The following is a 12987-nucleotide window of genomic DNA, read 5'->3' as shown; positions in this document are numbered from 1 at the left end:
ATGTGAAAACCGTGGGGCTTTGAATTCATGGCGCGCCCGGCAGGATTTGAACCTGCGACCTTTGGCTTCGGAGGCCAACACTCTATCCAACTGAGCTACGGGCGCTTATGCAAGGTGACGTTGGAAGCCTTGTCGACTCCGCACGCCGGCAGCGCGTTGCGCTGCACAACACTCCCCTCCGGCTGCGCCTTCGGGTCCGGCCTGGTGCGCTGCATCGCACCGGTCGCTTCGCCGGGCAGAAGCTGCGCTTCTGCGGTTCCGGCTACGCCCAACTGAGCTACGGGCGCTTTACTTGCTGTGAAGCGGCCAACATCGTAACCGCCGGGGCCTGAGCTGTCCAGCCTGGCGCGCCGCTACGAGCGGGTCAGCTCGACTGCACCATCTCGCCGACCTTCTCCAGGATGTGCCGGCCAATGGGCAGCGCCGAGGTGGCAGCCGGTGACGGGGCGTTGCAGACGTTGACGGTGCGCCGGGTATTGACGAACAGGAAGTCGTCGATCAGCCGGCCGTCGCGGGAGACGGCCTGGGCGCGCACGCCGGCGGGCCAGGGTTCGAGATCCTCCAGCGTCAGGCCGGGACAGTACTTGCGCACCTCATTCAGGTAGCCCTGGCGCCATAGCGAATTCTTCAGTTCCTGCAGGCCGGGCCGCAGGTTGCGCCCCAGCACCTTGAGGATGCCGGGATTGCTGAACATGCGCGCCATATCGAGTATCGATACGTCGCCTTTGCGATATCCCTCGCGCTTGAACGCCAGCACCGCGTTGGGCCCTACGGTCACCGAGCCGTCGATCATCCGCGTGAGGTGTACGCCGAGAAACGGCATGGAAGGATCGGGGATCGGGTAGATCAGGTGTTTGACGATATCGCTGTGGCGATCGGGCAGCCGGTAGTACTCCCCGCGGAACGGGCAGATGGTGAAACCGGGATTTCGTCCCAGCAGCCGCACGATGCGATCGGCCATCAGCCCGGAGCAGGTCACCAGGTAGCGGCTGTTGAATTCACCCTGGGAGGTATCGACGAGGACCTCCCCGGTACGCTCGGCGATCCCGGTAACCTCATGGTCGTAGCGGATCTGGCCGCCACGACGCTGGAACTCATCAGCCATGGCCTCGGCCACCCGGGCATAGCTGACGATACCGCTGGAAGGGACGAAGATGGCGCCGAGCCCGGTGATATGGGGCTCGCGCTCATTCAGCTCCCCGGCAGAGAGCCATTCCCGCTCCAATCCGTTGGCGGCAGTACGCTCCCACAGCGCCTCCATGCGCTGTATCTCCTGCGGGTTGGTCGCCACCAGCAGTTTGCCGCAGACCTCATAGGGAATGGCATGGCGGTCGCAGAATGCCTTGGTAGCGCGGTTGCCCTCGAGACAGAAACGCGCCTTGAGGCTGCCCGGTGTATAGTAGACACCGGCATGAATCACGCCGCTGTTGTGCCCGGTCTGGTGCCGCGCGGGCCCACTCTCCTTCTCCAGCAACAACATTTTCTTGTCGGGATAGCGCTCGGTGAGCTGCATCGCGGTGGAAAGGCCGAGAATGCCGCCACCGAGGATGATGAAATCGTACACGCGGGCCTCGCGTCGCCAGTGGATATACCGAAGGATCGTCACTACGATACTCGTCGGCCGCGGCGCTGGCCAGCCAACCCGAGCCGCTCCGCTTCCTCATGCCAAAGGCGTGGGCAACGGCGTTTTCCAGCGGTTGGCTATATCGGTATACTATCGCCCATCATGGCGCTCCGGCCGTCGCTAGCCGACATCGCCAGAAGATTACGATTACAGGACCGTCGAGAGGTGGTGAGAGTGAAATCCAGCAAACTGATCTTGGGGTGTCTGGCCACCGTCGGCCTGACCGTGGGCGCCGTGTCCGCACAGGCTGAAGTGGACCGCGATGCCATCGCCGAACGCCTGAAGCCAGTCGGCCAGCTCTGCCTGCAAGGCGAGGAGTGCGGTACCGCAGCGGCAGCCGAAAGCAGCGGTGGCAACGGCGATGGCGGTATCGATGGGGCCGGCATCTACAATCAGGTCTGCATGGCCTGTCACGAAACCGGCGCTGCTGGAGCCCCACGCCGCGGCGAAGAGGGCGAGTGGGCCGAGCGTATCGACCAGGGCTGGGAGACCCTGCTGGATCACTCCATCAATGGCTTCAACGCCATGCCGGCTCGCGGTGGTAACCCCAACCTTTCCGATGAGGAAGTCGCTGCCGCCACTGCGCACCTGCTCGAACCGGTGATGGATGTGCCGGAAGTGGGTGGCGATGAAGCGGCTGACGAAGAAGCCACCGATGAAGAAGCCCAGGCCGAGGATGGTGCGGCCGATGAAGCCGTGACCGAAGAGGGCGCAGTGGACGAGGAAGCCGAAGCCTCCGCCGTAGCCGCTGATGACGCCACGGAAGAGGAAGCTGCCGAAGACGCCGCTGCCGACGAGGAAGCCGCAGGTGATGAAGAGGCTGCCGGCGCCTCCGACATCGACGGCGAAGCGATTTACAACCAGGCCTGCATGGCCTGTCACATGACCGGTGCCGCCGGCGCTCCGCGCCGTGGTGAAGCGGGCGAGTGGGAAGGTCGTATCGACCAGGACATCGACACGCTGTACGAGCACGCCATCAACGGCATTGGCGCCATGCCGCCGAAGGGCGGGCACACCAACCTGTCCGATGACGAGGTCAAGGCCGCCACCGACTTCCTGGTCGAGCCTGTGCTCTGATCGGCAAGTCGCGGTAATGACGAACGGGGCGCCTTTGGCGCCCCGTTCGCGTTGGTAGCAATAGCCCTCAGCCCAGCAAAGAGCCCTCAGCCAAGCAGAGAGCGCAGCCCGGCAATGGCATCCTGCCCACGCGCCTGCTTCTTCTCCGGGTCCTCGCGGTCCGGCCGCCCTTCCCACTCCAGGTCGTCCGGCGGCAGCTCGTCGAGGAAGCGGCTGGGTAGGCAGTCCATCAGTTCGCCGAAGGCCTTGCGCTGACGTGCCAGGGTCAGGGTCAGGGTCTGGCGCGCCCGGGTGATGCCGACATAGGCCAGGCGACGCTCCTCCTCCACCGTACCGGCCTCGATGGCATTGCGATGGGGGAGCAGCTCCTCCTCGAGTCCCATCAGGTAGACATGGGGAAACTCCAGCCCCTTGGAGGCATGCATGGTCAGCAGCTGCACCTTGTCGGTGTCGTCCTCCTCGGCCTGCTGTTCGAGGATGTCACGCAGCACCAGGCGCGAGATGGCCGCCTCCACGTCGTCGGTCTCGGCGGCGTCCTCTGCTTCGATCTCCTCGGGAGCGCGTCTCATCGACTTCTCGAGCTGGTCGATCAACGTCCAAACGTTGGCCATGCGCCGCTCGGCGATGGTGGGCGCGCTGGCGTTCTGGTAGAGCCACGCCTCGTAGTCCATCTCGTGCAGCATGCCGCGAATGGCGGTCAAGGCGTCGCCCTCGTCCATGCGCCGGCGCACGCCGTCGATGAAATGGGTGAAACGCGCCAGTCGCTCCACCGCACGCGCCGGCAACTGCTGCTCCAGGCCCAGCTCGTGGCAGGCATCGAACAGCGAGGCGCCACGCTCGGTGGCGTAGTTGGCCAGCTTCTCCAGGGTTCCGGGGCCGATCTCGCGGCGCGGCACGTTGACGATACGCAGGAAGGCGTTGTCGTCGGCCGGGTTGATCAACAGCCGCAGGTAGGCCATGGCGTCCTTGATCTCGTTGCGCGAGAAGAAGGAGGTGCCACCGGAGAGCTTGTAGGGAATCTGGTAGTGCTGCAGCTTCAGTTCGAGCAGCCGGGCCTGGAAGTTGCCGCGGTAGAGCACCGCGAAGTCGCGCCACTCGGCCCGCTCCTTGATACGCCGGGTGAGGATCTCACTGGCCACCCGCTCGGCCTCGGCCTCCTCGTGGCGGTTGACCACCACGCGGATCGGCGCGCCCTGGCCCATCTCCGACCACAGCGTCTTCTCGTAGACGTGGGGATTGTTGGCGATCAGGGTATTGGCCGCGCGCAGGATGGTGGCGGTGGAGCGATAGTTCTGCTCCAGCTTGATCACGTTGAGACGCGGGAAGTCCTCGCCCAGGGTCACCAGGTTCTCCGGCCGCGCGCCCCGCCAGGCGTAGATCGACTGATCGTCGTCGCCCACCACGGTGAAGGTCTTGCGCTCCTCCATCAGCAGCTTGACCAGCAGATACTGGGAGACGTTGGTGTCCTGGTACTCGTCCACCAGCATGTAGTGGATCTTGCGCCGCCAGCGCGCCAGCACTTCGGGATCGTTCTTGAGCAGCACCACCGGCAGCAGGATCAGGTCGTCGAAGTCCACCGCGTTGTAGGCCTTGAGATGGCGCACGTAGGCCTCGTAGACGCGGGCGGCGTAGTGCGCGTCCTCATCCACGGCGTGGGATAGCGCCTGGCCAGGCAGTACCAGGTCGTTCTTCCACTCCGAGATCTGATGCTGCACGGTATTTATCTGCTCGGCATCGACCTGGGCATCCTTGTTCATCAGGTCGCGCAGCAGCGCCTTGGCGTCCTCGGGATCGAACAGCGAGAAACCCGGCTTGTAACCCAGCGCCTTGAGCTCGCCACGAATGATGTTGAGCCCCAGGGTATGGAAGGTCGAGACGGTGAGCCCGTGGCCCTCCTTGCCCTTGAGCATCTGCCCCACCCGCTCCTTCATCTCGCGGGCGGCCTTGTTGGTGAAGGTCACCGCCGCGATACGCCGGGCGCTCATGCCGCACACCTGCACCAGGTAGGCGATCTTGGTGGTGATCACGCTGGTCTTGCCCGAGCCGGCCCCCGCCAGCACCAGGCAGGGGCCGTCGATGTAACGCACGGCTTCCTGCTGACGCGGGTTGAGCTTGGCCAGACGCTGCTGAATGCTCATGGACGTGCCTCGCTGGGCAGATCGTGATCCACCGCGCCGGCAAAGCCCAACTGACGCCAGGCCTCGAATACCAGGATGGCGCAGGCGTTGGAGAGATTGAGGCTGCGGCTGTCGGGCAGCATGGGGATGCGCAGGCGCTGCTCGGGCGGTAGCGCGTCGAGCATCACCTGGGGCAAGCCACGGGTTTCGGGGCCGAACAGCAGCACGTCGCCGGAGCGATAGCTCGGCTCATGGTAGCCGGTGCGGCCGCGGGTCGATACGGCGAAGACTCGCTGAGGCTTCACGGCCTCGAGAAAGGCCGGCCAGTCGCGGTGCACGCTGACGGCAGTCCACTCATGATAGTCGAGCCCGGCGCGGCGCAGCCGCTTGTCGTCGAGCACGAAGCCCAGTGGTTCGATCAGGTGCAAGCGGAAGCCGCTATTGGCACACAGCCGGATCAGGTTGCCGGTATTGGGCGGGATCTCGGGTTCGAAGAGCACGACATCGAGCATGGCAACTGCCTCAACGCAGGCGGGCCCCCGCAGGGGCCCGCCGGTAGAGCGGGGCGATCAGAAGCTCAGGCGAACCCCGACCTGGGCGCCACGATCCAGCGTACGGTTACCGTGGCGGTTGTCGAAGTCGGCTGCCGCCTGGCGCAGGCCGACGTAGCCGTCGACGTTGGGCGTGAAGGCATAGCGAGCCCGCACCCCCACCTCGTAGCCATCGTCGAGGTCTCCGCTGGTCACCACGCTGGGCGTATAGAAGCCGTAGCCGCCCAGCGAAACCGCAGGCGCCTGGGGCAGGTAGACATAGCCGTAGCCGCCCAGGCCCAGGCCGCCGCCGTTGCCGTAGTCGGTGTCGAACTGGGTCCAGCGGGCGCCGATACCGACGTCGCGCTCGCGGTTGCGCTGCACACCCAGCAGCTGAGCGTGGTAGATGGTAGCGTCTTCGCGATAGTCGCTGTGGATGACGCCGCCACCCAAGGCCACACCATGGGTGATCTCACCAGCCGCCTCGAACTGCACGGCGTCCGGGCCCAGGTTGAGGTCGAGGCTGCCGGCCGCATGAGCGCCGGCCGCGACCAACAGCGCACCGCCCGCCAGGGCGGTCTTGGCAATGTGACTGATGAGAGACTTCATCGACTTGCTCCTTTTACATGCGTTCACGCATTCACCCTTACGAATCTCGGTCGCTACTCACGCCATAGCGCGCCCGATAGTCACGGATCGCCTCGGCGTGCCGCGCGAAGGCCTCACCGCCCCGCTCCTCGAGATAGGTCAACACCATGTCGAGCGTGACGATGCTGATGACCGGCATGCCGTAGCGGGACTCGACTTCCTGGATGGCGCTCTGGCTTTTCATTTCACCGTCGGCCTGGCCGCGCTCCTGTCGGTCCAGTGCGATCACCACACCCGCCGCCTCGGCGTCGGCGGCCTCGATCAGTGCCATCACTTCGCGAATGGCAGTGCCCGCGGTAATCACGTCATCGATGATCAGGATGCGTCCGGCAAGCTCGGCGCCGACGATATTGCCACCTTCGCCGTGATCCTTCGCCTCCTTGCGGTTGAAGGCGAAGGGCAGGTCGCGCCCGTGGTGGTCGGCCAGCGCCACCGCGGTGGTGGCCGCCAGGGGAATGCCCTTGTAGGCCGGGCCGAACAGCACGTCGAAAGGCAAGCCACTCGCCTCGATGGCATCGGCGTAGAAGCGGCCGAGACGCGCCAGGGCGCTGCCGCTGCGAAACAGGCCGGCATTGAAGAAATAGGGGCTGACCCGACCCGACTTGAGGGTGAACTCGCCGAACTTCAGCACGCCCTGTTCGATTGCGAACTCGATGAATTCCCGCTGATAGGCTTGCATGCTGGCCGTCACGCCGCTCCCCCTGCTATCCATAAGCCCTATGGCATGGAATCCAGGTGTATTAACACGAATATCCATGCGGGCCATTTACCCAAACGTCGAAACGTCGGGTATCATACACGCGCGACGTCAAAGGGACCATGTATGAAAATTGCCACCATCAATGTCAACGGAATCCGCGAGGCCGTCGGGCGAGGTTTTCTCGACTGGCTGGCCGAACAGGACGCCGATGTCATCTGCGTCCAGAATCTCAAGGCCAAGAGCTTCGAGCTGGACGACAGCATTCTTTACCCGGAAGGCTACGAAGCCTACTTCCTGGACGCCGAGGAAGACGGCTTCTCCGGCGTGGGTATCTACTGCCGCAAGATTCCCAAGGCGATCATGTACGGCCTCGGCTTTCCGCAGTGCGACCACGAGGCGCGCTTCCTCCAGGCCGATTACGACCGCTTCAGCATCGCCAGCTTCCTGATGCCCGACGGCAGCGACTACGCCGCCAAGCAGGCGTTCATGGCCCAGTATCAGGAATACCTGAACAAGATGGCCCGCAAGCGTCGCGAGTACATCATCTGCGGCACCTGGCACATCGCCCACAAGACCGTCGACCTGGAGAACTGGGCCGACAACCAGACCACGCCGGGCTTCAAGCCGGAAGAGCGCGCCTGGATGGATCAGGTATTCGGTCCCACCGGCTTCATCGATACCTTCCGCGAGATCAACCGCGACGCCGGCGAGTACACCTGGTGGCCCAAGCTCGACCAGGAAGTACCGCGCTCGCGCCAGGAAGGCTGGCGGATCGACTACCAGATCGTCGGCCCCAACCTGCGCCGCCACGTGGTGGACGCCTGGATCGACTACGACGCCACCTTCAGCGAATTCGCCCCGCTGTTCGTCGAGTACGACCTGACGCTGTAAGCACGCCCCTTATCGTCGCGGCCGGGCTCTGCCCGGAATGCATTGCGTCGGCCATGGAAGGCCGGCGCAATGCGTTAGGAACACTACAGAGTGTCTCAGCGACGAATGCCCAGCGCCTCGCGCTGGTGCTCGAAGAGCTCGGCGCCGGCATTTTCGGCCAGCTCCAGCATGGCGTTGAGCTGCTCCCGCGAGAACACTCCTGCCTCGGCGGTGCCCTGCACCTCGATCAACCCACCCGATTCGGCCATCACCACGTTCATGTCGGTATCGGCGCCGCTGTCTTCCGGGTAGTCGAGATCCACCACGGCAACGCCCTTGTAGAGCCCCACCGAGACCGAGCTGACCAACTGCACGAATGGGTCGCCCTTGATCATCTTCTTGCGCTGCAGGTAGCGGATGGCATCCATCAGTGCCACGCAGCCGCCGGTGATCGAGGCGGTGCGGGTGCCGCCGTCGGCCTGGATCACGTCGCAGTCCACGGTGATGGTGAATTCACCCAGCTTCTTCAGGTTCACCGCGGCGCGCAGCGAACGACCGATCAGGCGCTGGATCTCCAGGGTACGACCGCCTTGCTTGCCGTGGGCCGCCTCACGACCACCGCGGGTATGGGTGGCGCGCGGCAGCATGCCGTACTCGGCGGTGACCCAGCCCTGGCCCTTGCCTCGCAGCCAGCGCGGCACGCCGGCCTCGACGCTGGCGTTGCACAGCACCTTGGTATCGCCGAACTCCACCAGCACCGAGCCTTCGGCATGGCGGGTATAATCGCGGGTCAAGCGAATCTCGCGGGGCTGGTCGGGGCGCCGTCCGCTGGGGCGCTTGAGGTCGGAAGCCATACTACCTCTCGAATGCAGAAACGATCTGAATGACGCCCCGACACCACAAGCCGAGCCGGCCGTGCGCGTCCAGGCGTCGAATGGCTGGCCATTCTACACGGTTGGGCCGGGGAATCGGTTAAACTCCTGTCCTACCTGTCGTCGGACAGTGCCGGCAGCGGCGTCGCCAACCGATCGAGGAGTGACCATGGTCGATCACAGCAAGGTTCACAGCATGACCGCCTTTGCTCGCCAGAGCCGTGAGGGCGACTGGGGCAGCCTGCAACTGGAGCTGCGCTCGGTGAATCAGCGCTACCTGGAACCCTTCTTCCGGCTGCCCGAGGCCCTGCGCGACCTGGAGCCCGCCTTCCGCGAGGCGCTGCGCACGCGCCTGGCACGCGGCAAGGTTGAGTGCCACCTGCGCTTCGAACCCACCGACATCAGCGAAACCCTGGCCGTCAACCACAGCCGGCTGGTCGCCCTGGCCGAGGCGCTGGGCGAGATCCGCGAGGCGCTGCCCCAGGTCGCCATGCCTGATGCCCTCTCGCTGCTCGAACACCCCGGCGTGCTCGAATCCCAGGGCGTCGACCTGGACGCGGTGAAGGCGGAGGCCACGGCGCTGTTCGAAGCCGCCCTCAACGAACTGATCGAAGCCCGCGCCCGCGAGGGCAACAAGCTCGCGGCGCTGATCCGCGAGCGCCTGGCCGGCGTGCGCGAACAGGTCGCCGAGGTGCGCCGCCTGATGCCGGAGATCCTCGAACGCCAGCGCACCCTGCTGCTGGAGCGTCTCGAAGCGGTCAAGGCGGAGCTCGACCCCCAGCGGCTCGAGGCCGAGCTGGTACTGCTCGCCCAGAAGGCCGACGTCGACGAGGAGCTCGACCGCCTCGAGACCCACGTCGGCGAGGTGGCACGCCAGCTCGACCAGAAGGGCCCCATGGGACGCCGGCTCGACTTCCTGATGCAGGAGCTCAACCGCGAGGCCAACACCCTCTCCTCCAAGTCGGCGGTAGCCAGCACCACCCGCTGCGCGGTGGAGCTCAAGGTGCTGATCGAGCAGATGAGGGAACAGATCCAGAATATCGAGTAGCACAGCGATGACGGCAAACCGGACGGAGCCCTCGAACAATCGCCTGACCGCCATGGCGCGGTGGGTGGGCTACCTGATGATGACTGCCTGCCTTGTCGTGCCCCTGCCGGGTTGGGGACAGGTCGAGGGGCCCGAGGGGGCCAGGGAAGTCATCGTCGTCGGTGGCGATCACTACCACCCGCCCTATGAGTTCCTCGACGAGGACGGCGAGCCGGCCGGCTACAACGTGGAGCTGACCCAGGCCATTGCCGAGGTGATGGGCATCGAGGTGCGCATCGAGCTGAGGCCGTGGAGCGAGGTGCGCCGCGGGCTGGAGCAGGGCGAGATCGACATCCTCCAGGGCATGTCCTTCTCCGAGGCGCGTACCGAAAGGTTCGACTTCGCACCGCCCCACGCCATCGTCCATCAGTCGATCTTCGCCCGTCGCGGCGACCCGGCGGTGGAGGTCGAGGCGCTGCGCGGCAAGGAGGTGCTCGTCCAGCGCGGCGACATCATGCACGACTACCTGATCGAGCACGACATCGGCGCGGTGGTGATCCCGGTGGATACCCATGCCGACGCGTTGCGGGCGCTGGCCGCCGGCCAGCACGACTATGCCCTGGTCGCCAACCTGCCGGCGCTCTACCTCAGTCGAGAGCTGGGCCTGACCAACCTGGTGCCGGTGGCACGGCCCTTCTCGCTGCGCTACGGCTACGCGGTGCGCCAGGGTGACGCCAACCTGCTGGCCAAGTTCAGCGAGGGGCTCGCCATCCTGAAGAACACCGGCCGCCACCAGGCGATCTACGATCGCTGGCTGGGGCCGCTGGAGGGCCGCGAGGGCATCCCGTGGCAGAAGGTCGGCCAGGTCGGCGCGGCCCTCTCCGCGCTGCTGTTGCTGGTACTGGGCGCCATCGTGATCTGGAACCGCATGCTCAAGCGCGAGGTGGCGGCACGCACCGCGGAGCTGCGCCAGCATCAGCAGCAGCTGATCCAGGCCGACAAGATGGCCTCCCTCGGCGTGCTCGTCTCCGGCGTGGCCCACGAGATCAACAATCCCAGCAGCCTGCTGCTGCTGAACCTGCCGGTGCTGCGCGACGCCTATGCCGACGCCGAGCCGATCCTCGAGGCGCACTACCGTGCCCACGGCGATTTCTCGTTCGGCGGGCTGCCCTATTCGCGCATGCGCGAGGAGCTCCCCGAGATGATCGACGACATGCAGGAGGGCACTCGCCGCATCAAGCGCATCGTCGGCGATCTCAAGGATTTTGCCCGCCAGGGCGGCGACGAACCGGGCGGAATTTTCGATCTCAATGCGGTGGTGGCCACCGCCGTACGCCTGGTCGACAACTCGATCCGCCAGGCGACGAACCACTTCGAGGCGCACTACGCCGACGACCTGCCGCCCCTCGCGGGCAACGCGCAACGGATTGAGCAGGTGGTGATCAACCTGGTGTTGAATGCCTGCCAGGCGCTACAGGCCCCGACGCAGGGCATCCGCCTGACGACGCGCTATGATCGCGCCGCGGGCAGGGCCGTGCTGGAGGTTCGCGACGAGGGGCGGGGCATCGAGCCCGAAGCGATGAGCCGGCTGACCGACCCCTTCTTCACCACCCGACGCGAATGCGGCGGCACCGGGCTGGGACTCTCCGTCTCCGCCGGCATCGTGCACGAGCACCAGGGCAGCCTGGCCTTCGACTCGCGCCCCGGCCAGGGCACCCGCGTGACCCTGGCGCTGCCGGCGGCCGTGAAAGCCGCCGAGACGCCACCGGGCGACGGGCGCCTCGAGAGCGGTACGCACCGGCACAAGGAACAGGACACGCCATGAGTCAGAGCCTCTATCCCGCCTTCGGACTGTTGCTGGTCGACGACGAGCCGGCCTTCCTGCGCAGCCTGAGCATTGCCCTGGAGCGCAGCGGCGGCATCAATCACATCCACCGCTGCCAGGACAGCCGTGAGGTGATGGGGATCCTGGCGCGGGAGGAGATCGGCCTGGTGACGCTCGACCTGACCATGCCCCATGTGTCGGGCGAGCAGCTGCTGGCGCGCATCGTCGAGGAGTATCCCGATGTCGGCGTCATCGTGGTGAGCGGCTTGAACCAGGTGGAGACCGCGGTCAACTGCATCAAGCTCGGCGCCTTCGACTACTTCGTCAAGACCGACGAGGAGAGCCGGATGGTGGAGGGCATCCGTCGCGCCATCCGGCTGCAGGAGCTACGCCAGGAGAACCAGGCGCTGCGCAACCGCTTCCTCAACGACACCCTGGAGAATCCCGAAGCCTTCGCCCATATCGTCACCGCCGACAAGGGCATGCGTTCGGTGTTCCAGTACCTGGAGTCGGTGGCGCGGACCCAGCAGCCGATCCTGATCACCGGCGAGAGCGGCGTGGGCAAGGAACTGATCGCACGGGCGGCCCATACCCTGAGCGGCCGGCAGGGCCCGCTGGTATGCGTCAACGTGGCGGGCCTGGACGACAACGTCTTCGCCGATACGCTGTTCGGCCATCAGCGCGGTGCCTTCACCGGCGCCGAGCAACCACGGGCCGGCATGATCGAGCAGGCCGCGGGCGGCACCCTGCTGCTCGACGAGATCGGCGACCTCAGCCTGGCGTCCCAGGTGAAGCTGCTACGCCTGCTTCAGGAGGGCGAGTACTACCCGCTGGGCAGCGACCGGCCCAAGCGCATCCAGGCCCGCGTGGTGGTGGCAACCCACCGAGACCTGGGCGAGAAGCAGCAGGAAGGGAGCTTTCGCAAGGACCTCTATTACCGCCTGCGCACCCACCAGGTACACATTCCCCCTCTGCGCCAGCGCAAGCAGGACATCGCGCTGCTGCTGGACCACTTCCTCGCCGAGGCGGCCGAGGAACTCGGCAAGAGCAAGCCGAGCTATCCTCCCGAGCTGGCAGTGCTGTTGGGTAACTACGCCTTCCCCGGCAACGTGCGCGAACTGCGTGCCATGGCGTTCGATGCCATGAGCCAGCACCGCAGCCGCACGCTTTCCATGGAGGCCTTCAAGCGTGCCATCGACCAGGCAGGCGGTGGCGATCCGCCCTCGTCCCATCATCGCCAGCGCGCCGTGTTCGCACCCGACGAGCCGCTGCCCACGCTGGACGAAGTCGCCGACCTGCTGGTGGAGGAAGCACTGCAGCGCGCCGAGGGCAACCAGTCCATGGCCTCTCGCTGGCTGGGCATCTCGCAGCCGGCCCTGAGCAAGCGGCTGAAGAAGCGGCGCAACGAAGGGCTATAACCTGGGTTATAGCGATAACCCAGGTTATACGCTTAGTAGCCTTTTGAAAAATCTATATTTTTTCTATTCTAACCGTATCGAGGTGTGCCGAGGGTTATACCGCTTGGTTTTTACCAGCTCGAAAAATCCCCTTTAAACTCCTTAAAAACAATAACTTAAATAAAACCTTATACTGGCATGGACCTTGCGTTGATACTCCGACCCGCTCTGCGGGCATGTCGACAAACGCAAGCAAGAGGTTCACCCCCATGCCAAGAACAATGACTCCCGCAGCCACCG

General features: G+C 65.4%; 12 protein-coding genes and 1 tRNA gene. 6 read left to right on the top strand and 7 right to left on the bottom strand.

From position 1 onward, the window contains the following. Positions 1-28: 28 nt before the first annotated feature. Positions 29-105: transfer RNA gene (locus SPH52_RS13780), tRNA-Arg, on the bottom strand. Positions 106-107: 2 nt separating this feature from the next. Here SPH52_RS13780 and SPH52_RS13775 point away from each other — a divergent pair. After that, complete coding sequence (locus SPH52_RS13775; RefSeq protein ID WP_411795600.1) at positions 108-332, top strand: hypothetical protein; 225 nt, start codon at positions 108-110, stop codon at positions 330-332. Positions 333-364: 32 nt separating this feature from the next. Here the strand turns inward: SPH52_RS13775 and lhgO are convergent, their stop codons facing one another. After that, positions 365-1564: an L-2-hydroxyglutarate oxidase gene (gene lhgO / locus SPH52_RS13770; protein WP_411795703.1), complete on the bottom strand. Its 1200-nt coding sequence runs from the start codon at positions 1562-1564 to the stop codon at positions 365-367. 234 nt (positions 1565-1798) lie between these two features. Here lhgO and SPH52_RS13765 point away from each other — a divergent pair, with 234 nt between their 5' ends. Next, the gene (locus SPH52_RS13765) at positions 1799-2701 is read left to right on the top strand and encodes a c-type cytochrome (RefSeq protein WP_411795599.1); all 903 of its coding nucleotides are present in this window, start codon (positions 1799-1801) and stop codon (positions 2699-2701) included. An 86-nt stretch (positions 2702-2787) separates the two neighbouring features. Here SPH52_RS13765 and rep read toward each other — a convergent pair whose 3' ends face one another. From rep to pyrE, 4 genes are read right to left on the bottom strand one after another with little or no spacing between them, the layout of a single operon-like run. After that, a complete protein-coding gene (gene rep, locus SPH52_RS13760) occupies positions 2788-4839 on the bottom strand; it encodes a DNA helicase Rep (RefSeq protein ID WP_411795598.1) in 2052 nt (683 codons plus the stop codon). Next, positions 4836-5330, bottom strand: a complete 495-nt coding sequence (trmL, locus tag SPH52_RS13755) for a tRNA (uridine(34)/cytosine(34)/5-carboxymethylaminomethyluridine(34)-2'-O)-methyltransferase TrmL (protein ID WP_411795597.1) — start codon at positions 5328-5330, stop codon at positions 4836-4838. The genes rep and trmL overlap by 4 nt, the downstream gene beginning before the upstream one ends. A 57-nt stretch (positions 5331-5387) precedes the next feature. Beyond that, positions 5388-5957 (bottom strand): YfaZ family outer membrane protein, encoded by a 570-nt coding sequence (locus SPH52_RS13750; protein ID WP_411795596.1) that lies wholly within the window; start codon positions 5955-5957, stop codon positions 5388-5390. Positions 5958-5994: 37 nt separating this feature from the next. Beyond that, positions 5995-6675: an orotate phosphoribosyltransferase gene (gene pyrE, locus SPH52_RS13745; RefSeq protein WP_411795702.1), complete on the bottom strand. Its 681-nt coding sequence runs from the start codon at positions 6673-6675 to the stop codon at positions 5995-5997. A 144-nt stretch (positions 6676-6819) separates the two neighbouring features. Between pyrE and SPH52_RS13740 the strand changes: the two genes are divergently transcribed. After that, positions 6820-7587: an exodeoxyribonuclease III gene (locus tag SPH52_RS13740; RefSeq protein ID WP_411795595.1), complete on the top strand. Its 768-nt coding sequence runs from the start codon at positions 6820-6822 to the stop codon at positions 7585-7587. A gap of 95 nt (positions 7588-7682) precedes the next feature. Here SPH52_RS13740 and rph read toward each other — a convergent pair whose 3' ends face one another. Next, on the bottom strand, positions 7683-8420 hold the full coding sequence (gene rph / locus SPH52_RS13735) for a ribonuclease PH (protein ID WP_411795594.1): 738 nt from the start codon (positions 8418-8420) through the stop codon (positions 7683-7685). A gap of 187 nt (positions 8421-8607) precedes the next feature. Between rph and SPH52_RS13730 the strand changes: the two genes are divergently transcribed. Genes SPH52_RS13730 through SPH52_RS13720 form a run of 3 tightly spaced genes read left to right on the top strand, consistent with a single transcriptional unit; the run spans position 8608 to position 12708 of the window. Then, complete coding sequence (locus tag SPH52_RS13730; protein WP_411795593.1) at positions 8608-9486, top strand: YicC/YloC family endoribonuclease; 879 nt, start codon at positions 8608-8610, stop codon at positions 9484-9486. 7 nt (positions 9487-9493) lie between these two features. Then, positions 9494-11290: a transporter substrate-binding domain-containing protein gene (locus SPH52_RS13725; RefSeq protein ID WP_411795592.1), complete on the top strand. Its 1797-nt coding sequence runs from the start codon at positions 9494-9496 to the stop codon at positions 11288-11290. Further along, positions 11287-12708 (top strand): sigma-54-dependent transcriptional regulator, encoded by a 1422-nt coding sequence (locus SPH52_RS13720; protein ID WP_411795591.1) that lies wholly within the window; start codon positions 11287-11289, stop codon positions 12706-12708. The genes SPH52_RS13725 and SPH52_RS13720 overlap by 4 nt, the downstream gene beginning before the upstream one ends. The last annotated feature ends 279 nt before the right edge of the window (positions 12709-12987 follow it).

The organism is Halomonas sp. A29 (genome assembly GCF_046723295.1).
Lineage (GTDB): Bacteria > Pseudomonadota > Gammaproteobacteria > Pseudomonadales > Halomonadaceae > Halomonas.
The sequence above is the reverse complement of the archived record's forward strand: the minus strand, read 5'-3'. Positions and strand labels throughout refer to the sequence as shown.